Genomic DNA, 21587 nt, shown 5'->3' on the forward strand with positions numbered 1-21587 from the left:
ATCGAAACATTTTCGGGGCGTTCGCACTCATGATCAGCGACGACATCGTTCGCGCTAGTTCATCGCGGGCGCCGGAAGCTGGACCCGCCGCCTCAGCGCTGGCGTTGCTCGCGCACAAGCCCGGGCTCTCGATCCGTATGCTTGCGATCGGGGTGGGCCTTTCACATGCTGGAACTGTTCGCCTGGTGGATAGATTGGTAAGCGAGGGATTGATCGAGCGTAGGGAGCATTCGACAGACGGGCGCGCGCGATCCCTCTATCTTACTCCAACTGGCAAGGTCGCGAGCGACGAGGTCCTGGCCTCGCGCGATCAAGTGATTGCCGAAGGGCTATCGATCCTTAATCCAGACGAACTGAAAACCTTATCGGACATCGCTGAACGCGTTCTCCGAAATCGCTTGGAAAACCTCGAGCAGTCATACCGCATCTGCCGCTTGTGCTGCTACGAGGGCTGCACGAACTGCCCCGTCGATGCCGAATTGCATGAGCGAGGTGTGGACCGCGAGAAGAACGACGACGCGTAGGAGACTCGCAATTGCGGCAGCTCAACGCTGCTCAGATGGCGGGGCTTCATAATGTCAGCGAGCCTACCATCAGCCGCATTCTTTTGGCTACGCGTCAAGCCGGCCGATCGGGCATGGCGGTCTCATTCTAATATGTCGGTGATCGCCCCACTTTTAGCCGCTCAATTGATCGGAACGCGGTTTCGGAAGCGGCCGTTCAAACCACTCGCTGCATTCCCATTTCTCTATGTCCGATAGGTAGTTTCGGGGAAAAGCAGTCGGGAACAGGTTTCGGGAACGCATGCTCCGGCAGGAGCGCAGCGCGCGTCCCAAACGCGTTTTCCCGGTAGAGCTTCCCAATCGGCAAAGTGCGGGCCACCTCAGACTGCGAACGCGAAAAACCGCCTGGCTGGTCACTCAAGGCAGGGTAACGACGATTTTCGCTGCGGATACACCCGCCTTCAGGGCTTCCAAGGCAGCCTGGAGCATTTCAAGGCCCTGGCCCACGATCTTCGCCGGAGGGGCGGGGACGAACGTGCGCGCCGCGAGAGCCTGCGGCAGGAATTCGCGGTAGATCATTGGACCAACCTCGTCATCCTTGAGGCTCGTCCCGGAGATGTGCGTCGCCTCGACTCCAAATGAACGCTCGTCGGGCGGGGCCAGCGTCGCTGCCACCCGGCGCGAGCCCTCGCATCTCGCAACTACGGCAAAACAGTCTTTCATGTGACCGGTCGCGTGAAGCGTTCCAGCGAGACTGCGCCCGCGCATTGCCTCAATCACGTCTTCCACGATGGCTGGACTCGAGTGGTCAAGAACCTCGCTTGCACCCAGCTCCTTCAACAGGCCGACGTTGCGCGCCGAAGCGGTGGCGACGCACCTGTAGCCCGACGCCACCGCGAGCTGGATGGCGTTGCAGCCAACGCTCGACGATCCACCCCAGACCAGAACGACCTCTGGACGCGCGGTCGGCGAGTGTAACGGTGGCGCGAGAGCCAACTGTGTCCGTCCGTAGAGCCCGCTTGCGGCGGTGCCAAGGCCAAGCGGGAGGACTGCCGCATCAGCGAAGGCAATGTTGTTGGGGATCGGCGCCGCCATGTGGTCCAGCACGATCGTGTGGTGCTGGAACGCACCCTGCGCAGGTTGATTTACGGTTGTCCCGACCGCCTGTCCGATGACTCGATCGCCGACCTTGAACCGCTCGACCGCGCCACCGACCGCCGCGACCTCACCGGAGACGTCGCTGCCGAGAATCGCGGGATAGTCGAGCCATGGCAAAAGCGCGACGTCCTGCAGAATCCAGTCGAGTGGGTTGATCGCGATGGCCGCGTTGCGGATCAATATCTCGTTCGCCGCCAGATGCGGCAGAGCGGTGACACCGATCCTCAGTGGCTGCCCCGGCGCTTTCTGCCAGGCGGCCTGATTAGTCACGGTTTCGGTCATCATCAACTCTTTCTGTCAAGTATTACAGCTGGGCGTTCGTCTGAGCGGTCCAACCGCCAGGTCGGGCGCACGAAGTGGCAGCTATAGCCCCCAGGATAGCGCACCAGGTATTCTTGGTGCTCTGGCTCCGCCTCCCAAAAGGGTTCTTCTGGGTTGATCTCCGACACGACCGGGCCTGGCCAGCTTCCTGATGCCTCGATTTCCGCGATGGTTGTGAGGGCGACTTCCTTCTGCACTTCGGTGGTGTAGAAAATCGCCGATCGATAGCTCGGACCGACATCGCTGCCTTGTTGCTCGTAGGTCGTGGGGTCATGTATCTGGAAGAAGAGTTCCAAGAGCGAGCGATAGGCGAGAACGGAAGGGTCGAAGGTCACTTCCACTGCTTCCGCATGGCCGTAATGTCTCGCGTAGGTCGGATCAGGCATTTCTCCGCCTGTGTAACCGACACGCGTCGAAATGACTCCCCTGGCTCGGCGCAGCAAATCCTCCATGCCCCAGAAGCAGCCGCCTGCGAGAATTGCTCGCTCTGTCGCGGCCGCCCTATTGCCGGTAGGCGATTGGCTCACAGTCCGTTCGCCCTCCTCCGTGTGCGCCACGGTCAAGCCAGCCTCGCGGGATCCGCAGCCTGACTGGCGCTCAAGAGCTCGGTCTGCACGTCCGAACCCCGGATGAGACTCAGATCGACGGGACACCGATCAGCGATCGCGAGGATCCGAGCGCGCTGATCATCACTCAGCGGCCCATCGAGGACAATGGTGCGGGTGAACCGGTCGGGTGGCATCATGTCCGGCACCTTCTCGTGCTGCACGGTCGTGCTCGCCCGTTCGAGCGGAAAGCCCTTGCGGTTCGCATAGAGACGCATCGTCATCACCGTGCAGGCTGCGAGGCCGGCAGATACGAGTTCGTAGGGAGATAGTCCGGTCCCGAGGCCACCGACCGATGCTGGCTCGTCGGCGAACAGAGTGTGCTCGCCGCTGCGGACCTTGAGCTGGAACGTCCCTGCAAGAGTTTCGGTGGAGACGACGCCCTCCGCAACCTCGACCTGCGGAAGATCCGCGCTGAGTGGTGGGAGAAAGCGGCTCGCCCAAACCGCCACCATGGCCGCGGCGTAGTTCGCGTCCGCGACGTCGGTGAGAAGGTGATCCGCGTTGTCGAGCGAGATGAAGCTTTTAGGGTGCCTGGACGCGACGAAGATGCGCGACGCGTGGTCGATGCCGACCACCTGATCCAGCGGAGAGTGCATGACCAGCACCGGCCGTCGCAGGGAGGCAATGGCCTTCTCGACGTCGATCCCCTCAACCGCCTCAAGGAACCCTCGGCGAATGAGGAAGGGCCTACCGGCAATCTCCACCGAGGCCTCGCCCTCGCTCGCGATGGTGTCCAGATCATTCGGTCCGAAGAGGCGCAAGATATGCTGAAGGTCGGCCGGCGCACCAATCGTCGCTACCGCCGCAATATCAGGCATGTCGGCGGCGGCTACGATCGCAGCGGTGCCACCCAGGCTGTGCCCGACGAGGAGGGACGGTGACATGCCCGCCGCCGCCATCGCATTTGCGGCGGCCCGAAGGTCCTCGACGTCCGACGCGAAGTTCACAGGTTCTCCCGTCCCACCGCCGATCCCGGTCCCGGCGAAATCGAACCTCAAGACCCCGATGCCCGCACGCGACAGCGCGCGCGAGATGTGAACAGCGGCGCGACTGTCTTTCCCGCACGTGAAGCAGTGGGCGAAGATCGCCCAGCCCCGCGGCGTCCCTTCCGGCGGTTCGAGGTGCCCGGACAGCGGAGAGCCAGCCCCACTGACAAACGTAAATGATCTTCCTGCCATGTCCATCAAACCTCCAGCACGCGGCTTGGCGGTTGCGCTCTCAGAACCTTCGACGGAGCTGAGCGGAGCGCACCGCCAACCGGTAATCGTCATCTCAGGCTATCATTTATATGTCTGGCGCATATAGACAAGCCCCTATACCATGATTATATGCGCCAAGCATACTTCTGCGACCTGCTTTCCAAAGGCGGTCTCACGGAAGAGGTATCAGTCAGGCGCGTGGGCCAAAGGACTATGGAACTCAATCAAGTCAGCTATTTCATCAACTTGGCCGAGACGCTGAATTTCACAGCGGCCGCTCGCTTGAGCGGTGTGTCACAGCCAAGTCTGACCCGCGCGATCCGCCGCTTGGAAGATGAGCTTGGCGGGCCGCTGATCTATCGCGACGGGAAGAACAGCCGCCTGACTGGCCTTGGCCATGACGTCGAGGCAGAATTCCGGCGCATGGTGGTCGCGATGAAGAGCGTTCGCAATCACTCGGAGCACTGGGCGATGGGGGGGCACCGCGTGCTGGATGTCGCCGTCGCGCCCACCGTCGGACCAAAGGAATTTACGGCATTCTTCGAGAGCGCATTGGCGGAGATGCCATCCATCGAAATCAAGCTGCACTCGCTCCAGTCGAACGAGGACACATCGGAGGTGCTTTCAGGAAAATACCACGCGTGCATCATGCCGCGTGAAACAAGACCGGAACGCAAGCTGGATGTGCATCCTCTATTTCGGGAGCGCTTCGTGCTCGGCTGTTCTGCAAACCATCCCTTGGCTGCCAACGAGATCGTGCGCGGCGAAGACCTGCTCGAGTTTCCTTTCGTCGATCGCCTGAAATGCGAGTTTCGCGATCGGATCCTCGATCACTTCGCGCGACGGGACTTGCTCATGCGACCTCGCTTTCGATCAGATCGCGAGGACTGGGTGCAACGGGTCGTCGCTGACGGCCACGCCATATGCATTCTTCCGGAACGATCGCCGACCGTGCAAGGCCTCGTCACTCGGCCGATCGACGGATTTGTCTTGGAGCGCGAAGTCGTGATCGCGACAGTATCCGGCTCCACGGCAACGGTCGAGATACGGAACATCGCGCAGCTGGCAGCCCGGTATGAGTGGAACTGAATCACGACGTGAAGAGCTTCGGCGCTATGGAAACTATACGCGCAGCGTATTGGATAAATCTGGGGCGCACTGCGATAGTCGGCGCAATGACTGCAAAGATAAATGACAGTGTGTCGAGCTCTCTAAATAGCTGCGCCTAATACCGCTACACTTTTGCCTGACCATGTTTTCCTCCGGGGAATGGGCTGGCGGTTTCCATAAAATGGCGGACCTTTTTCAGTAACTGCCACATTGAGCGGCACTGATGATTACGGGTTATCGTGTCATGAAGTGCCTGCCATAGCCGTTCCACATGATTCACCCACGGCGAGTAAACCGGCTGGTAAATTACCCTGAACTTGGGATTTGCTTTCAACCAGCGCTGTGTTTCGCGGCTTTTATGGATAATGTAGTTATCAACGATCAGCGTGATTGTTTTCGCCCGCCGGTAAGTGGCTTTCAGGTGCTTCAGCAGAGCGATAAACAGCGCTGAACTTTTGCTGTTGCCGCCCACGTAGCTGACTTTACCCGTGCCACTGTGCAGTGCGCCGGCCAGATAGTATTTTTCGTTCTGCCCCGGCGTCACTACCCGTTTCTGCTGTCCGCGCAACTGCCAGTCCGCACCGATTTTAGGATTAAGGTGGATATCCACTTCATCTTCATAAAATACCGGATGCTCTGCGCTGCATTCATCCAGCGCTTTGTGGATTACCGCCATCTTTTCATCTTTATGTGGGTCACGGATACGCAGAGTTGGCGCGGCCCTGCGCCATACAAGCCCCGCAGATGGCAACCAGCGGCGAACGGTTCCTGCATGTAACTGGCAACCGGTTATCTCATTGATTTTTAATGCCAGTAATTCGGTGCTCCAGCGTGAACGTTGATAACCAAAATCGCCGGGAGAATGCTTTATCAGCTCACGTAACAGGGTGCAGATATGTTCAAAAGGCCAGCGTCGGGAGCGCCCTGCGGGTAAGGATTTCAGGCCTTCAATACCTGAGTGCGTAAACCAGTTAATCCAGCGACCAACGGATGAACGAGCACAACAGAGAGTTCTGGCAACATCGCTGACCCGTTCACCCCGATGAAGCATCAGCATGGCCGTGAGTCTGCGGGCATGATTTTTATCGCGCGTTTTATGAATAGCTTTCTGCATCAGGCGTCGTTCGCCACGGGGTATTGGTGCTATGATCGGCATCGCTCAGTCCGGTTGGTGGTTTTGGTTGGTTTGGCGATTGATCAGATCGCACAATCCGGGCTGAGTTCCCTTTCAGTGATCTACTATTCCGCGCATCTATTTAGATTAATTATTGGAGACTATCATGAAGTTTGAGAAGTCACAGGCAGCAGTTGACCGCCTGACCCCCGAGCAACGCCGGATTACCCAGGATTCGGGGACCGAAAGGCCCTTCACGGGTGAGCACAACGACAACAAGGAGCCTGGCATCTACGTCGACATAGTGTCTGGAGAGCCGCTGTTCGCTTCAACGGACAAGTTCGATTCGGGTACTGGCTGGCCCAGCTTCACCAAGCCGATCGTTCCGGCAAACGTGAACGAGGTGCGGGACAGTGCACACGGCATGGTCCGGACGGAGGTCAGGTCGGTACACGCCGACAGCCATCTGGGCCACGTTTTCCCGGACGGTCCTTCCGACCGCGGCGGTCTGCGCTACTGCATCAACTCTGCGTCCCTTCGCTTCATCCCGCGCGACGAGATGGAGTCCGAGGGATACGGTGAATATCTCGATCAAGTAGAGGAGGCTTAACATGCATCAGCGCGCTGTTCTCGCAGGAGGATGTTTCTGGGGCATGCAGGATCTGATCCGCAAGCGGCCCGGCATCATCTCGACCCGTGTGGGTTACACGGGCGGCGATATTCCGAACGCCACGTATCGTAATCACGGCACGCATGCCGAGGGGATCGAGATTGTCTTCGACCCGACAGTGACGAGCTACCGGCACATCCTGGAATTCTTCTTCCAGATCCACGATCCGACGACGCTGAACCGCCAGGGCAATGATCGTGGGCTCTCCTACCGGTCGGGCATCTATTATGTCGACGAGGAGCAGAAGCGCGTCGCCGAGGATACGATCGCCGATGTGGATGCCTCGGGGCTGTGGGATGGCAAAGTGGTGACCGAGGTCCAGCCGGTCGGCGAGTTCTGGGAGGCCGAGCCCGATCACCAGGATTATCTGGAGAAGCGGCCGGGCGGCTACACCTGCCACTTCGTCCGTCCCGACTGGGTTCTTCCAAAGCGGCATGAGGCCGGCGATGTGAGCCCTGCGGCCGGGGCTGCAGCGGAATAGGCTTCGCTGCCGTTAGTGCCGCGCCGATCCGGTTCGCAACCTCCGACGACCGCGTCAATCGACGCGGTCGTCGAACCCGGCCTTGAAGCAGATCATTCCATTCAGCCGCCGTCGCAGTGCCAGGATCCAGATATGACAGACCTCTCCTCCTTTCCCATCACGCAGCGCTGGCCAGCATCTTATCCGGATCGCTTGCAACTATACGCGGCCCCCACGCCCAACGGCGTCAAGGTCTCGATGATGCTGGAGGAGACTGGCCTGCCGTATGAGCCCCACTTCGTCGACATCTCGAACAACGAGTCGAAGGATCCAGCGTTCGTGTCGTTGAATCCCAACGGCCGCATACCCGCGATCATCGATCCGGCTGGCCCTGACGGCCAGCCCATTGGCATATGGGAAACCGGTGCGATCCTCATCTATCTGGCCGACAAGACGGGGCAGCTCATCTCAACAACACCCGCCCAGCGGTACGAGACTCTGGCCTGGGTGTTCTTTCAGGTGTCGGGCGTTGGGCCGACCTTCGGACAGCTAGGCTTTTTCCTGCGATTTGCCGGCAAGGACTATGAGGACAAGCGACCTCGGCAGCGCTTTGTTGATGAATCCAGGCGTCTTCTCGGGGTCCTGGATCACCGGCTGGAGGGCCGCGAATGGATTGTCGATGATTACTCGATCGCGGACATTGCGACGTTTGGCTGGGTGAATGCGCTGGTCGAATTCTACGCAGCGGGCGACATCCTCGGCCTAAGCAGCTATTCGAACGTGCAGGCATGGCTCGAACGCGGGCTGGCGCGACCGGCTGTACAGCGTGGCCTGCGAATTCCTGCGAGGCCTGCATGGGGTCGTCTCAGAAAACGGAAAATAAAGCACGCTAAGCCGGTTGCAGCGGCCGTAGCGGCCTGAACTTGCCCGCGCCGATCTTGGCGCTGCTGCGCCAGAGGTAATCGCCGGTCAGGTTGATGTGCTCCCAGCCGAGCGGCGACAGGTACTGCAACAGGCCGTCATCGACGGCTTGACCGTGGCCACGCAAGGCGTTCGCGGCCCGCTCCAGATAGACCGTGTTCCATAGCACGATGGCCGCCGTCACCAGGTTGAGGCCGCTGGCCCGGTAGCGCTGCTGCTCGAAGCTGCGGTCGCGGATTTCCCCCAGGCGGTTGAAGAACACGGCGCGGGCCAGCGCGTTGCGCGCCTCGCCTTTGTTCAGCCCGGCATGCACGCGGCGGCGCAGCTCGACGCTTTGCAGCCAGTCCAGGATGAACAGTGTGCGCTCGATGCGTCCCAGCTCACGCAGGGCGACGGCCAGGCCGTTCTGGCGCGGGTAGCTGCCAAGCTTCCTGAGCATCAGCGAGGCCGTCGCCGTGCCCTGCTTGATCGAGGTGGCCATCCGCAGGATTTCATCCCAATGGGCGCGGACGTGCTTGATGTTGAGCGTGCCGCCGATCATCGGTTTCAACGCCTCGTAGGTGGCATCGCCCTTCGGGATGTAGAGCTTGGTGTCGCCCAGGTCACGAATGCGCGGGGCGAAGCGGAAGCCCAGCAGGTGCATCAACGCGAAGACGTGGTCCGTGAACCCTGCCGTGTCGGTGTAGTGCTCCTCGATCCGCAGGTCGGATTCGTGATACAGCAGGCCGTCGAGCACGTAGGTCGAGTCGCGCACGCCGACGTTCACGACCTTGGTGTGGAACGGCGCGTACTGGTCGGAGATATGGGTGTAGAACGTCCGCCCTGGGCTGCTGCCGTATTTCGGATTGATGTGGCCGGTGCTCTCGGCCTTGCTGCCGGTGCGGAAGTTCTGGCCGTCCGACGATGACGTGGTGCCGTCGCCCCAATGCTCGGCGAAGGGATGTCGGAACTGCGCGTTGACCAGCTCGGCCAGTGCCGCCCCGTAGGTTTCGTCGCGGATGTGCCAGGCTTGCAGCCAGGCCAGCTTGGCGTAGGTCGTGCCGGGGCACGATTCCGCCATCTTGGTCAGGCCCAGGTTGATCGCGTCGGCGAGGATCGTGGTCAGCAACAGGTTTTTGTCCTTGGCCAGGTCGCCTGACTTCAGGTGGGCGAAGTGCCGGGTGAAGCCCGTCCATTCGTCTACCTCCAGCAGCAATTCGGTGATCTTGACGTGCGGTAGGATCATCGCCGTCTGGTCGATCAGGGCCTGTGCGGTATCGGGCACCGCCGCATCGAGCGGCGTGATCTTCAGGCCCGACTCCGTGATGATGGCGTCCGGCAGCTCGTTGGCCAGCGCCATGCGGTTGACGGTGGCGAGCTGCGTTTCCAGCAGCGTCAGCCGGTCATGCAGGTACTGGTCGCAATCGGTGGCCACGGCCAGCGGCAATTCGCTGGCCTGCTTGAGGCTGGCGAATTTCGCGGGCGGCACCAGGTAGTCCTCGAAGTCCTTGAACTGGCGCGAGCCTTGCACCCAGATGTCGCCGGAGCGCAGCGCGTTCTTCAGCTCCGACAGCGCGCACAGTTCGTAGTAGCGCCGGTCGATGCCGGTGTCGGTCATCACCAGCTTCTGCCAGCGCGGCTTGATGAACTCGGTCGGCGCGTCGGTGGGCACCTTGCGGGCGTTGTCGCTGTTCATGCTGCGCAGCACCTCGATGGCGTCGAGTACGTCCTTGGCGGCGGGCGCGGCCCGCAACTTGAGCACGTCGAGAAATTCCGGCGCGTAGCGGCGCAGCGTGGCGTAGCTCTCGCCGATGCGGTGCAGGAAATCGAAGTCCTCGGGTTGCGCGAGCCGCTGCGCTTCGGTGACGCTCTCGGCGAAAGCATCCCAGGACATGACGGCCTCGATGGCGGCGAACGGATCGCGGCCCGCTTGCTTGGCCTCGATCAGCGCCTGGCCGATGCGCCCGAACAGCCGCACCTTGGCATTGATCGCCTTGCCGGATGCCTGGAACTGCTGCTGATGCTTGTTCTTGGCGGCATTGAACAGCTTGCCCAGGATGCGGTCATGCAGGTCGATGATTTCGTCGGTGACGGTGGCCATGCCCTCGATGGCGAGCGCCACCAGGGTCGCGTAACGCCGCTGCGGCTCGAACTTCGCCAGGTCGGCGGGCGTCATCTGGCCGCCCTCGCGGGCGATCTTGAGCAGCCGGTTCTGGTGAACCAGCCGCTCGATGCCGGAGGGCAGGTCGAGCGCCTGCCACGCCTTGAGGCGTTCGATGTGTTCCAGCATGTGCCGCGAGTTCGGTTTGACCGGGGATTGCCGCAGCCAGGCCAGCCACGTCGTCTTGCCGTTGTCGCGGCGCTTGAGCAGATCGTCGAGGCGACGGCGATGCACGTCCGTCAGCGGCTCAGCCAAGGCGTCGTAGAGACGCCGGTTGGCGCGGGTAATCGCTTCGGCGCTCGCCCGCTCGACGGCGTTGAGGGCGGGCACAATGACCGACTGCCGCCGCAGGTGCTCGATCAAGGCTCTGGCCAGCACGATGCCCTTGTCGGTTTGCATGGCCAGCTCGGTCAGCAACTGGACAGCCTGCCGGTAGTGGCCAATCGTGAACGGCTGGAAGCCGAACACCGTTTGCAGCTCGACCAGGTGCTCGCGTCGGGTCTGCTCACGCTGCCCGTACTCGTCCCAGCTTTCGATGCCGACCTTGAGCTGGTTGGCGACCAGTCTCAGCAATGGCGGGAACGGTGGCTCATCAGCGCCAAGGATGACGCCGGGAAAGCGCAGGTAGCAGAGCTGCACCGCGAAGCCCAGCCGATTGGCCGGGCCGCGCCGCTGCCGGATGATGGAGAGGTCGCTTTCGCTGAACGTGTAGTGACGGATCAACTCATCCTTGGTGTCCGGCAACGCCAGCAGGCTTTCGCGCTCGGCGGCGGAGAGGATCGAACGGCGGGGCATGCGGTTTCCTTCTTCTTGAAAACGTAGGTTTGTGACAAGCCCGCCAAGGCAACCGGCGCGGCACGGGAATCAAGGCATTGCGATTCTCGAAAATAGTTCTTGAAATTCTATTCTTGATTGCATATCATCTCAACGAGTTTCGATAAGAAAGGATGCGCATGCGACCGTCTGTTGTGCTTGACATGAAGCGAAGCGCAGTGCGTGAAGCGGTAGGCCGCTTTCGCGCCGCGAACCCGCGCGTCTTCGGCTCGGTGCTGCATGGCACCGACCGGGATGGCAGCGACCTCGACCTGTTGGTCGATGCGCTGCCCGGTGCCACGTTGTTGGACTTGGGCGATTTGGAAGAAGAACTGAAATCGCTGCTCGGCGTTGACGTCGATCTGCTGACTCCCGGCGACCTGCCGCCGAAGTTCCGGGCCAAGGTGCTCGCGGAGGCGCAACCGATATGAGCGAGAACCGCCTGCCCGATTACCTCGACCACATTCAGCAGGCCGCAACCGATGCGCGCAGCTTCGTGGAAGGGATGGCCAAGGACGACTTCTTGGCCGACAAGCGCACCCAGCAGGCCGTCATCATGAGCCTGATCGTCATCGGCGAGGCGGCCACAAAGGTGATGGATGGCTACGTCGAGTTCACCCAGGCGCATGCCGACGTGCCGTGGCGCAGCATGCGCAATATGCGTAATCGCATGGCTCACGGCTATTTCGACATCAACCTCGATGTGGTGTGGGAGACGGTACAGGAATGGCTGCCGGCGTTGCTCCAGCAATTGCCCGCCGTGCGTCAGGATGCCGACGATGAAGACCGTAACGACAACTGTGAAAGAGGAATCTCCGATGACTGTTGAATCGAGAATATTTTCTGTAGCCGAGTATGTTCAGCCGTCCGAAGGCGAGCCTATTCGTTCCGTTGTGCTTGAAACCCGAGACTCAATTATCGTGGTTTGGCATGTCCATCCCGGGCAGGAAATTGCGGCTCACATTCATCCTCACGGCCAAGACACGTGGACTGTTTTGTCGGGAATGGCTGATTACTTTCAGGGCAATGGGATTGTTCGTGCCCTCAGGGAAGGTGAGATAGCCGTGGCAAGACCGGGCCAAGTGCACGGGGCGCGAAATACAGGTACCGAGCCATTTGTGTTAGTCTCGGTTGTGGCATCAGCCAATGCCGGTTTCGTATTGGCTGAGCGATAGAGCCCAATCTCTGGAGTTGGTCCAATGAGCGGTCGGGGAGATAGGTAACAGACATGCAGCGGACACGGCTGCTAAACCAGGTCGCAAACCTCCTTGCGTCGCAGCGTGCCGCAAGCGACGCGATCAATCGAATGGGGTCGGCATGAGACTGAACACCATCCAGTTCCCGACCGCGTAGCCGCCTGTCCTGCCGATCAGGTCTTGACCATCGACGCCTGGGATCAGTCCTGAATGTTCTTGGAGACCACTACGTTATGAGCCGCAGCCGCCGCAAAACACCCATCGTCGGGCACACGACCTGCGGCAGCGAGCGCGAGGACAAGAAGCTCTGGCATCAGCGCTGGCGCACCCGTGAGCGCACGGCGCTGACCAGCGCGTCGCCCGAAGCCCTGAGCGCCCATCTGCCCCTGCTGGAAAACCAGGCCAGCAGCGTCTGGTCGATGGGCAAGGATGGCCGCTCCTACTGGCCCGTCAAGCGCCAGGCCGCCACGGCGGATCGCATCGCCAATCACAAGGGACGCAACCCGCAAGAACGCGCCTCCCTGAAAAAGCGCCTGCTGCGCAAGTGGATGAGCAAATGAAGCTCTCCTTCCATCAGCACATTGCGCTGTTCTGGATGATCGGTGCTCCGGGCGTCTTCGCGCCCGTGATCGAGAACGCCAAGCGGCCCGATGCCGGCGCCGTCATGGCGTGGGGTGTCGCGATCGTGGCGGTGATGATCCTCTTCACCCCTTTGCTGCTGCGCTGTCCACCATTCCGGCGCTGGTATGGCCGGACGGATGCGCTGTCGGAGCGGCAGCGCCAGGCGCTTGCCGAGCGCGGCCTGCGCCGCTACTACCAGACCGCTTTCGATGACGGCTACGTGCCCCGCGTGATGCCCTACGTGTGGCGCATCATCTGGACGGTCGGCGGGTTGATGGCTGTGACCGCCGTACTGCCTACCAACACCGGACGGCCAGCCTTCGATGCCTTGGTGGTCTTCTCGACCTGGTATCCGATAGGCGTGATGCTGCTGGTTTTCGCGTCGAGGCCCCTTGGCCGGTTGATTCGCCAAAGAGCACAGGAGCGGCGGAAATGAGCACGTCAACCATCGAGGCGCTGGCCAGCGCCTGGGCAAGGATTGCCGAGGAAGCGGAATTCCCCGCTGACTACGAGGGGACTGCCACACCACAAGCGCATCGGGCTAGCGAAGCTATTCAGGAGCAGATTCGGGAGCGCATCGTCGCCACCAACGACATGCGGCTGTTCAGCCTGCTGCACCTGCTGGGTCAGGCGTCGCTGCGCATGGAGCAAGCGCTGTGGCCGGAGGATTACGAGCGGATGACGCGCGAGGTTGAGGAAGCCCTGCGGCAAGCCACCGACGCCAACGCCAGATCGTACACCCACGAAGAAGTGATGCAGGCGATGCAGGAACGCATCGACCGGGCGCGAGACAAGCCATGTTGATTGGCTATGCGCGCGTCTCGACGCAGGATCAGAACCTGGAGCTGCAACGCGAAGCCTTGAGCAAGGCCGGATGTAAAAAGGTCTTCGAGGACAAGGTGAGTGGCACGCGGGCAGACCGGCCTGGCTTGGCCAAGACGCTCGAAATGCTGCGCGAAGGCGATACTTTGGTCGTCTGGAAGCTCGACCGGCTGGGCCGGTCGGTCAAGCAACTGGTCGATCTGGTCGGCGATCTGCACAAGCACGGTGTCCAGTTCAGGAGCCTCACCGACTCCATCGACACCGGCACACCATCCGGGCGGTTCTTCTTCCACGTCATGGCGAGCCTTGCCGAAATGGAGCGCGAGCTGACCGTCGAGCGCACCCGCGCCGGGCTGGAAGTCGCCAAGCAGCTCGGCCGCAAAGGCGGCCGCAAGCCGAAGATGACCGACAGCAAGATCGAGTCGGCCAAGAAGCTGCTGGCCAGCGGGGTGCCGCCCAAGGACGTGGCCAAGAACCTCGGCGTGTCCATTCCGACGCTGTACCGCTGGGTGCCAGCCTCCACGCACGCTTAGCGTGCTTTATTTTCCGTTTTCTGAGACGACCCCTGCATGACCATTATCGCCGCATATTATTACAACGAAGGTAAGCGAGTCCGTGAAATCAGGCTCGATGAGCACGTCGAACTAAACGAGAATCGCTCGGGCTTCTGCTGGATCGCGCTTAGCGAGCCCACCGCAGACGAACTCAGCGCGATCCAGACGACGTATAACCTCCATCCTTTGGCGATCGACAACGCCATGCACCCGCTGTGCCCGCCCAAGCTCGAGGTCTACAACGATGAGTTGTACGTCGTCGCCCAGACCGCCGAGCTGGTCGGCGACCGGATCAGCTACGGCAAGATGGCGATCTTCACCGGTCACAATCACCTTATCACCGTGCGGCACGGCAATGCCGGAGCGCTGGGCAAACTTCGGGAGCAACTCGAGGCATCGCCGACGCAGTTCGGCAAGGGTGTCGACTATGTGCTGCACGCGATCTTGCACCGAGTGGTCGACCAGTATCTGCCCATCTTCGAAATGATCGAGGACGACGTCCTGGCGATGGAGCGACGGTCGCTGCACGATTTCCTCGAGCCAGAAGAGGTGGCGCGAATCTTCGAACTAAGGTCCGAACTCACGCGGTTCCAGCGCACGCTCGGGGCTATGGCCGAGCTGGTGCGAAAGCTCGTTCGCGGCCACTTTCCCTGCATCAGCGCCGAAATGACACCATATTTCCACGACGTCGCGGACCATGTCCACCGCGTGCAGTCCATGGTCGACGGCCTCCTGCTTGTCCTGTCCACGGTCTTCGAGGCCAGCAGCCTTCTGGAAGCGCAAAGGATCGGTGTGGTCACTCGCCAGCTCGCGGCCTGGGCGGCGATCTTGGCGGTCCCGACGGCGATCGCCGGAATATATGGCATGAACTTCAAGCACATGCCGGAACTGGACACGCCATATGGCTACTTCGTCGTGCTCGGAGTGATAGCGGTGTTCTGCCTTCTCCTATTCATGCGCTTCAAGAAGGCCAAGTGGCTATGAGTAACGCACTTCGCGAGCTTCTCCGTCCGCCGAGTCACAGCGCGCTTTGTGCGCGAGCGTGTCCAATCCAGTTCAAGATGAAGGTGCTTCCATGACCTCCCAGGTGACCGACGTTCTAGAAGCAGTCCAGTCATTCATCGCCAAAGGCTATGACCGCGAATACCGCGTCAAGGACGGCAATCTCGTCGATCTCGAACTAGGGTCAACCCTCGATGCATGCAGCATTCGCGTCGATGCGGCGTTGCGCCTCGAGAGCGGGGACGACGGCGAAGATGCCTCCAACATCTACGCGATCACCGATCCGGCGACAGAGCATAAAGGCCTGTTGATCGACGCCTTCGACGTGTTCCACGAAATCTGCCCCCGCGACTTGTCCGAGCGCCTTGTGGCGCATCGGGAAACAGCACCGGCAGGTGACCAGGACGCGCCGAGCAAGCACGGACTACGGAAAGTCTACAAGAGCGAGTTTCACAGCGATCCCGAGCGTTACGTTCTGCGCGAGGGCTTTCCAGACTTCCCGCCATGCCCTTTCGGCCAATCCTTCAGCATCCTCGGCTTCGATACCGCCGAGCAGGAATATGTCTGGCTCGTCACGAGCATCATTCGAGATCCTCGGCTGATCAGGGTTCCATACCAGGGCGAAGACGTCATCAGCGACGAATAGCGGTGTCGCTTAGCCGGAAAGGCTGGCCTTCCTGGCCCACACATCTGCAGGCTGAACTTTAAGAACATCGAAAATTAGGAGGTGATTATGGACTGGAACAAGGACCACATACGAGAAACTATGCTCTTGCTGGAGACAGCAGCGTTGCACAGCGCTCGCGAAAACTACCTGGACTATGTCTCTACCGCTCGGCTCGATCGGAGCGAACCGATCGAAAACGACGAACTAGCTCAGGCCGAGGTCGCGAGCGACTTCGCTGAAGCGCTCGATGACACGCTCCATGACTACGCCAATAAACTCGAAAAGCTCAGGACGATCGATTTCGGCCCCAAGTTGGCCGTCAACGAAGGCGCTGTCGTCAAGCTGTCCGGCCGCCACTTTGTGATCGCGGTGTCAACGAGCAAGTTTACCTGTCAGGGGCGTGAGCTCATGGGCATTTCCACGATGGCGCCGATCTTCGAAGCGATCGAGGGTGCCCGAGCCGGGGAGACCGTGCAGTTCAACGGCCGGGACCTCACCGTAGAAGACGTGGAATAAAGCCCTCCACCGCAGCCGGCGCGCTAGTGCCGAACGCCCTGCATCTCTTTCTGCATGCATACGGTCACTTGCAGCCGCGTTGACCTGGCTCATCAAAGGCAAACTCATGACAACACCTTCATTCTTCATCACCCCCGGATACGGGACGCGCCTGCATGACGCGCTTCATTATTCTCAGGCAATGCGCATTGGTGACCGCGTGGAGATCTCCGGACAGGGCGGATGGAACGACGATCTCGTCATTCCGGAGTCGATTGAGGAAGAGATCGAGCAGGCGTTCAAGAACGTGGAACGGACGCTCGCGACCGCCGGAGCACGCTGGCCGCATGTGGTCCACGTCAATTCCTATCACGTCGGTGGATTCCCTCCCGTGATCAACGAAACAATGGCCAAGCTGTATCGCCACTACATGCCCGACCGCGCTCCAATCTGGACGCAGTTGGGAATCGAAGCGCTGGGGCTTCCAACCATGCGTATCGAAATTCGCGTAACAGCTATCATCGCCTGACCCCGCGGTTCGTGCAGGCGCCGTGCCGCGCTAATCCCGCACGCCCTGCGCCCGCTTCTCCATGCATATCATCGTATCGAGAGATCCGGTTATCATCGGCGTGCTCGGAGAACGGGGGGCCGCCTTGGCCTGGTTGGCGCGCCTCGGCTGCCTGCGGGCGATGGCCAGCACTGCCAGGAGCGTGAGCAACGCCGCCGCATAAAGGAACAGGCCGCCAGGGCCGACGATATTCATTGCAGCTGCTCCTATTAGGGGGCCAGCGGCTGTCCCGATCCCGTTGAGCAACAGAAGCCCGCGCGCGGTGCCGAGTAGCCGACCGGCCGGAAGATCGTCGTTTGCGACGGCGAGACACAACGAATAAATCGGGATGCCAAAGCCGCCGAACAGCGCACCTGCCGCAAGGAGCAGCGGCAGAGGCGCTTCCACCGCCAACGCTACGCCGATGGCAGACGCTGCGGACGCCAGCGCCGCACCGGCGATGACAAGATTCCGGGGCACTCGATCCGAAAGCCAACCGAGTGGCCAATGGAAGGCGAGCGTTCCACCAAGAACCGCAGCCATGAAGGCGGAGATACCGCCCACATCGAGGCCGATGCTCTGGGCGAAGTTCGCGCCCATGCCCCAGAAACCACCGATAGCCAGGCCGGCCAGGAAAGCGCCAGCCGCAGCGAGAGGTGATACGAGGACGAGGTCCCTGAACGCGACCCATTCCTGTTCCACCTGGGCCGGCGGATGACTGGGCAGCAAGGTGATCGGAACCACCGCCGCTGATATCAGCAGCGACACGATGAGGAACAATGTCACGTCGGCGGGCGGTGCGATGTTGAGTAACGCCTGCCCGATTGCCCATGAGCCCATAGAGACAACTCCGAATATCGACAGGAGCTGCCCGCGTGTGGATGGCAATGCGTGGGCGTTGAGCCAACTCTCCGTTGCGAGGATCATGCCCGCGTAGGCGAAGCCGGTAATCAGGCGAAGCGGCATCCAGGCGATCGGCTCCACGAACGCCACATGGAGAAGGGCGGTCATCGAGGCAATGGCCGCGAAGCCGGCGAAGGTTCTGACATGTCCCACGGAGACGATGATCGGTGGCAACACGAGCGCGCCGATCGTGAAACCCGCGAAATAGAAGGACATCATCGCGCTGATCGCGCCGGTCGAGAACCCCTTATGGCCGGCTCTCACGATCAGGAGCGTGCTCAGCAGGCCATTGCCCAGCAGCAGAGCGGCGACGCTCAGCAGCAGCGCCGCCACCGGCGCGAGAACGAGGCCGCGCTTGCCCGCCGACCTCATGGTATCCATCGCCGGGCTCGTTCTCGGGCCTGACTTGAGGGTTGATACTCTGCCGCACTGATGAACTGGTCGAATGCTTCGCACCAGATGACGACCGTGTTGTAGTCACGGACATCGATGCCGGCAGGCACCTCGACGATGAAGCCGTTGAACGTCTTCACATCGCCCACGCGGACTGATCTGTCCTTGATTAGGAGAAAGGCCTCCTTCGTGTCGACGAAACGTGGTGCGAGGTAGAGCTTGTAGTCGGGACCAGGGGCGAGGCGCCCGATATGGGCGATACGGTCGCGCGAGACCCGGATCTCGCCTTCCCCCCAGTGAAGCAGGTCGCTGCCTTTGAGATCGCGGGCCAGACGCCCTGCGTAGAGGGGGTCGGTTCCGGCTGAGGGCGAAATGACACCCTAAGCTTTCGGTTCCTTGGGCCAAAGATATTCGCCAGTCAGTAGAATGTGCGCCCAGCCCAATGGGGATATGTGGGGAAGAAATTCAGGGGGAACATCCAACCCTTCGTTCCGCCGCTCCGTGACGGCATGACCAAGATGGACGGTATTCCAGTAAATGATCACCGCAGTCAATAAATTGAGCCCAGCGATTCGGTAGTGCTGCCCCTCTGTCGTGCGATCGCGAATTTCCCCCTGCCTCCCGATACGGAGCGCATTTTTGAGCGCATGGTGGGCCTCTCCCTTGTTAAGACCGATCTGAGCACGCCGCTGCATGTCCGTATCCAGGATCCACTCAATAATGAAAAGGGTCCGTTCAATACGACCAACTTCACGAAGCGCAACTGCAAGGTTGTTTTGTCGTGGGTAAGAAGCGAGCTTGCGCAGGAGTTGGCTGGGCCTGATTTTGCCAGCGGTCATCGTCGCGGCACAACGGAAAATATCAGGCCAGTTCGCAACGATAAGATCCTCCCGGGCTTTTCCACCTACCAACTTGCGTAACTCCCTGGGGGTCGTATCGGGATTAAATACGTACAACCGCTTCGATGGCAGATCCCTGATTCGCAGAACGAGATTGTAGCCGAGCAGGCTACTGGCTCCGAACAAATGGTCGGTGAATCCTGCTGTATCGGCATACTGTTCGCGAACATGGCGACCGACCTCGTTCATCAGTAGTCCATCGAGAATATACGGTGCCTCGCTCACGGTCGCCGGGATCGACTGACAAGCGAATGGCGCGAACTGGTCGCTTACGTGAGTATACGCTTTGAGGCCGGGAACAGAACCATATTTGGCATTGACCATGTTCATGGCTTCGCCATGCCGCGCTGTCGGGAAAAACTGACCATCGCTCGATGCTGACGTGCCCATCCCCCAGACGCGTGACATCGGCAGTTTACCCTGCGCGGCCACCACAATTGCCAATGCCTGGTTCATGGCTTCGCTTTCAACATGCCAGCGGGCAAGGCGTGAGAGCTGCCAGTAATCATGCGTGTTTGTAGCTTCCGCCATCTTACGCAGGCCCAGATTGAGCCCTTCAGCGAGCAGGACGTTGAGCAGACCGATCCGGTCGCGACATGGAGCCCCGGTTCTCAGATGGGTAAACGCATCTGTGAAACCAAGGGCTGCATCAACTTCAAGCAGCATGTCGGTAATCCGAACGGACGGCATTCGGCGATACAGATCCAGTATGAGTGCCTCGGCACCATCCGGCACGTCTGCTGTCAACCTGTCGATCCGCAACGTTCCATCTTCTATGCTACCGTGCGGAATAGTGCCGTTACGGGCAGCCCGGGCCAGCCGCTTAAGAGCGATCGTGAGTCGCGCCTTTCTGTCTGCCAGCCAATCCTGTGGGTTGGAAGGCACGGCCAGTTTTGCATTTTCCTGCGCCGCGATCATCGGCACCAGTACCTGCTTGAGGTCACCATAGCGGCGCGAATGAGCGAGCCAGACATCTCCGGAACGAAAAGCATCCCGGAGGTGAAAGAGTACCGCCACTTCCCAAAGACGGGTATCTCCTTTTTCCTGAGCTCGTAAATGACGGTTCCATTTGGAGCTGGGCCGCAGGAAACGCCTTTCTGGCGATGCAACACCTTTCATCTCTCCGATCGACAAAGCTGCTGCTACCAATGGTCCGGCGACCGGCGCGGCTTCGAGCTTCAGACAGCGCAACATGCGGGGCGCATAACGACGAAAGCGATGGTATCCCTGCCCGACATATGCAAGAGGCTCATCGGCTAGCGTGTTGCTGAGTTGAGTCCCTGTCGCTACCAGTTGAGCGAGCCGGTCCCATGCAACCGAACTGGCGACAGCCATCTCCAGCGGGGTTCCGTCACTGCGGGCCTCAAGCAACGAAGCTCCCAGCGCGGTGAAGGTACGGATCGTATCCGTGAGTGTGGCTTTAGAGCCGGAAATTGTTTCGTCATGCTGGCGCTTCGCTTCCCGCCAGGTTTTTCCTACGATCCTGTCATGGGTTTCGACTATGGCATCAGCAATCGCCGCTTCCCACTCCACAACACAGACGGCAAGGATCGCCCAGCGGCGGTCCGAAGTGATGTCACGCAAACCGTCGGTGAAGTAGCGTTCACCCTGCCGACGCAGCCGGGCAATGCGATGGGCAGGTATGCTGGCCAAAGCACTATGATTGATATTCAGGGTACGCAGAAATTCGAGCCTGTCGAGCAAACGGTTAGCAGCAGCCGAGTTGTTACCAACCTCGAAGTTGCGAAGCCAGATGAAACGACTGATATTGCCGGCGAGCATTTCACTCAGAAGTTTGTCCAGGTGATCGCGAACATCCGCTGTTAAATTTTCCGCAATCCGCGTTTCAATCCGCCGCTCAGCGGCGACCAGAGCATCCGCGCACAAGCGCTCGATTGTCGATACTGCGGGCAGAATGGTGGAAGTTTCCCGACACCGCACAATAAAACGATGAGCAAGATCCTCGTTTGATCTGGCATCTTCGGCCTGGCCGAAAGTCCACTCCCGCAGATCACGGGCACCACGGCCCGTGAAGGTCTTGTAGCCGTAAATTTCGCGCAGCGTGTCCATGTGCTGCTGACGGGTTTGGCGCCGTGTGGCATAAGTGAGAAGCGCATCAGCCGGAACTCCAAGCTGAGCACCGACGAAGGAAAGGACTTCACGCGGGATCATCTCACCAGGAGCCAGTGCACGGCCCGGATATCGTAAGGCACAAAGTTGCAGGGCAAAGCCAATCCTGTTTTCCGGTCTGCGGCGCTGCCTAATGTTTTCCAGGTCATCATCGCCCAGCGTGTAGAACTTCAGTAGCGACAGTTCGTCCGTGGGCAGATCGAACAGCGCTGCTCGCTGCCGTTCGGTGAAAATATGGCGTCGTGACATACAAATTCGTCCCTTTTGAAGTATAGTCTGTTTTGGACAACAGCCAGCCCATATAAATCAGGGCGTTCCGATACAAAAATCCAGGAGGGTTC

Annotated in this window: 23 protein-coding genes and 1 pseudogene; 16 read left to right on the plus strand and 8 right to left on the minus strand. The window is 60.4% G+C overall.

Annotated elements, in window-relative coordinates; translation table 11 throughout:
- Positions 1-29 precede the first annotated feature (29 nt).
- The gene (locus NHG65_RS25945; RefSeq protein ID WP_004099028.1) at positions 30-524 is read left to right on the plus strand and encodes a MarR family winged helix-turn-helix transcriptional regulator; all 495 of its coding nucleotides are present in this window, start codon (positions 30-32) and stop codon (positions 522-524) included.
- A 396-nt stretch (positions 525-920) separates the two neighbouring features.
- On the opposite strand, the gene NHG65_RS25950 is transcribed toward NHG65_RS25945, so the two are convergent.
- From NHG65_RS25950 to NHG65_RS25960, 3 genes are all read right to left on the minus strand, one after another.
- On the minus strand, positions 921-1946 hold the full coding sequence (locus NHG65_RS25950) for a zinc-binding alcohol dehydrogenase family protein (RefSeq protein WP_004357654.1): 1026 nt from the start codon (positions 1944-1946) through the stop codon (positions 921-923).
- Complete coding sequence (gene msrA / locus NHG65_RS25955; RefSeq protein ID WP_045269765.1) at positions 1946-2434, minus strand: peptide-methionine (S)-S-oxide reductase MsrA; 489 nt, start codon at positions 2432-2434, stop codon at positions 1946-1948. The genes NHG65_RS25950 and msrA (NHG65_RS25955) overlap by 1 nt, the downstream gene beginning before the upstream one ends.
- Before the next feature lie 107 nt (positions 2435-2541).
- Positions 2542-3774, minus strand: coding sequence for a bifunctional alpha/beta hydrolase/OsmC family protein (locus NHG65_RS25960; protein WP_004357650.1), 1233 nt, complete (start codon positions 3772-3774; stop codon positions 2542-2544).
- Between the two features lie 228 nt (positions 3775-4002).
- Between NHG65_RS25960 and NHG65_RS25965 the strand changes: the two genes are divergently transcribed.
- Positions 4003-4878, plus strand: coding sequence for a LysR family transcriptional regulator (locus tag NHG65_RS25965; RefSeq protein WP_011191349.1), 876 nt, complete (start codon positions 4003-4005; stop codon positions 4876-4878).
- A gap of 145 nt (positions 4879-5023) precedes the next feature.
- On the opposite strand, the gene NHG65_RS25970 is transcribed toward NHG65_RS25965, so the two are convergent.
- Complete coding sequence (locus tag NHG65_RS25970; RefSeq protein ID WP_032425611.1) at positions 5024-6055, minus strand: IS630-like element ISEc33 family transposase; 1032 nt, start codon at positions 6053-6055, stop codon at positions 5024-5026.
- 124 nt (positions 6056-6179) lie between these two features.
- On the opposite strand from NHG65_RS25970, the gene msrB reads away from it, so the two are divergent.
- From msrB to NHG65_RS25985, 3 genes and pseudogenes are all read left to right on the plus strand, one after another.
- The gene (msrB, locus tag NHG65_RS25975) at positions 6180-6623 is read left to right on the plus strand and encodes a peptide-methionine (R)-S-oxide reductase MsrB (RefSeq protein WP_004099035.1); all 444 of its coding nucleotides are present in this window, start codon (positions 6180-6182) and stop codon (positions 6621-6623) included.
- Between the two features lies 1 nt (position 6624).
- Positions 6625-7164 carry a peptide-methionine (S)-S-oxide reductase MsrA gene (gene msrA, locus NHG65_RS25980; protein ID WP_004099036.1) on the plus strand — a complete coding sequence of 180 codons (540 nt, stop codon included), beginning with the start codon at positions 6625-6627 and terminating at the stop codon, positions 7162-7164.
- Between the two features lie 132 nt (positions 7165-7296).
- Positions 7297-7998, plus strand: a pseudogene (locus tag NHG65_RS25985) (glutathione S-transferase N-terminal domain-containing protein); the annotation flags it as partial.
- A 34-nt stretch (positions 7999-8032) separates the two neighbouring features.
- On the opposite strand, the gene NHG65_RS25990 reads toward NHG65_RS25985, so the two are convergent.
- The gene (locus NHG65_RS25990) at positions 8033-10999 is read right to left on the minus strand and encodes a Tn3-like element ISPa38 family transposase (RefSeq protein WP_003100881.1); all 2967 of its coding nucleotides are present in this window, start codon (positions 10997-10999) and stop codon (positions 8033-8035) included.
- Between the two features lie 158 nt (positions 11000-11157).
- Here NHG65_RS25990 and NHG65_RS25995 point away from each other — a divergent pair, with 158 nt between their 5' ends.
- The 11 genes from NHG65_RS25995 (at position 11158) to NHG65_RS26045 (ending at position 16903) form a co-directional block, all read left to right on the plus strand.
- Entirely contained in the window at positions 11158-11448 is a 291-nt protein-coding gene (locus NHG65_RS25995; RefSeq protein ID WP_001247892.1) for a nucleotidyltransferase family protein, read from the plus strand.
- Complete coding sequence (locus NHG65_RS26000) at positions 11445-11846, plus strand: HepT-like ribonuclease domain-containing protein (protein WP_001293886.1); 402 nt, start codon at positions 11445-11447, stop codon at positions 11844-11846. The genes NHG65_RS25995 and NHG65_RS26000 overlap by 4 nt, the downstream gene beginning before the upstream one ends.
- A complete protein-coding gene (locus NHG65_RS26005; protein WP_000215515.1) occupies positions 11836-12192 on the plus strand; it encodes a cupin domain-containing protein in 357 nt (118 codons plus the stop codon). Before NHG65_RS26000 ends, NHG65_RS26005 begins: the two co-directional genes overlap by 11 nt.
- Positions 12193-12446: 254 nt before the next feature.
- Positions 12447-12773, plus strand: coding sequence for a hypothetical protein (locus NHG65_RS26010; RefSeq protein ID WP_003100858.1), 327 nt, complete (start codon positions 12447-12449; stop codon positions 12771-12773).
- Complete coding sequence (locus tag NHG65_RS26015) at positions 12770-13270, plus strand: hypothetical protein (RefSeq protein WP_003100856.1); 501 nt, start codon at positions 12770-12772, stop codon at positions 13268-13270. The genes NHG65_RS26010 and NHG65_RS26015 overlap by 4 nt, the downstream gene beginning before the upstream one ends.
- Entirely contained in the window at positions 13267-13638 is a 372-nt protein-coding gene (locus NHG65_RS26020; protein WP_003100853.1) for a hypothetical protein, read from the plus strand. Before NHG65_RS26015 ends, NHG65_RS26020 begins: the two co-directional genes overlap by 4 nt.
- A complete protein-coding gene (locus tag NHG65_RS26025) occupies positions 13632-14189 on the plus strand; it encodes a recombinase family protein (RefSeq protein WP_003100847.1) in 558 nt (185 codons plus the stop codon). Before NHG65_RS26020 ends, NHG65_RS26025 begins: the two co-directional genes overlap by 7 nt.
- Before the next feature lie 36 nt (positions 14190-14225).
- On the plus strand, positions 14226-15194 hold the full coding sequence (locus NHG65_RS26030; RefSeq protein ID WP_032640602.1) for a magnesium and cobalt transport protein CorA: 969 nt from the start codon (positions 14226-14228) through the stop codon (positions 15192-15194).
- A gap of 91 nt (positions 15195-15285) precedes the next feature.
- Positions 15286-15858 (plus strand): hypothetical protein, encoded by a 573-nt coding sequence (locus NHG65_RS26035; protein WP_004099040.1) that lies wholly within the window; start codon positions 15286-15288, stop codon positions 15856-15858.
- Positions 15859-15945: 87 nt separating this feature from the next.
- The gene (locus NHG65_RS26040; RefSeq protein WP_004099042.1) at positions 15946-16395 is read left to right on the plus strand and encodes a hypothetical protein; all 450 of its coding nucleotides are present in this window, start codon (positions 15946-15948) and stop codon (positions 16393-16395) included.
- Positions 16396-16501: 106 nt separating this feature from the next.
- Positions 16502-16903, plus strand: a complete 402-nt coding sequence (locus NHG65_RS26045; RefSeq protein ID WP_004099044.1) for a RidA family protein — start codon at positions 16502-16504, stop codon at positions 16901-16903.
- A 30-nt stretch (positions 16904-16933) separates the two neighbouring features.
- Here the strand turns inward: NHG65_RS26045 and NHG65_RS26050 are convergent, their stop codons facing one another.
- The 3 genes from NHG65_RS26050 to NHG65_RS26060 are packed head-to-tail and all read right to left on the minus strand — an operon-like array spanning position 16934 to position 21495.
- Positions 16934-18205, minus strand: coding sequence for an MFS transporter (locus NHG65_RS26050; protein WP_004357638.1), 1272 nt, complete (start codon positions 18203-18205; stop codon positions 16934-16936).
- Positions 18193-18591 carry a DM13 domain-containing protein gene (locus tag NHG65_RS26055; protein ID WP_207213226.1) on the minus strand — a complete coding sequence of 133 codons (399 nt, stop codon included), beginning with the start codon at positions 18589-18591 and terminating at the stop codon, positions 18193-18195. Before NHG65_RS26055 ends, NHG65_RS26050 begins: the two co-directional genes overlap by 13 nt.
- A 6-nt stretch (positions 18592-18597) precedes the next feature.
- Positions 18598-21495 carry a Tn3-like element Tn5403 family transposase gene (locus NHG65_RS26060; RefSeq protein WP_001553819.1) on the minus strand — a complete coding sequence of 966 codons (2898 nt, stop codon included), beginning with the start codon at positions 21493-21495 and terminating at the stop codon, positions 18598-18600.
- Positions 21496-21587 lie beyond the last annotated feature (92 nt).

The organism is Serratia myotis (assembly GCF_027474885.1).
Lineage (GTDB): Bacteria > Pseudomonadota > Gammaproteobacteria > Enterobacterales > Enterobacteriaceae > Serratia > Serratia proteamaculans.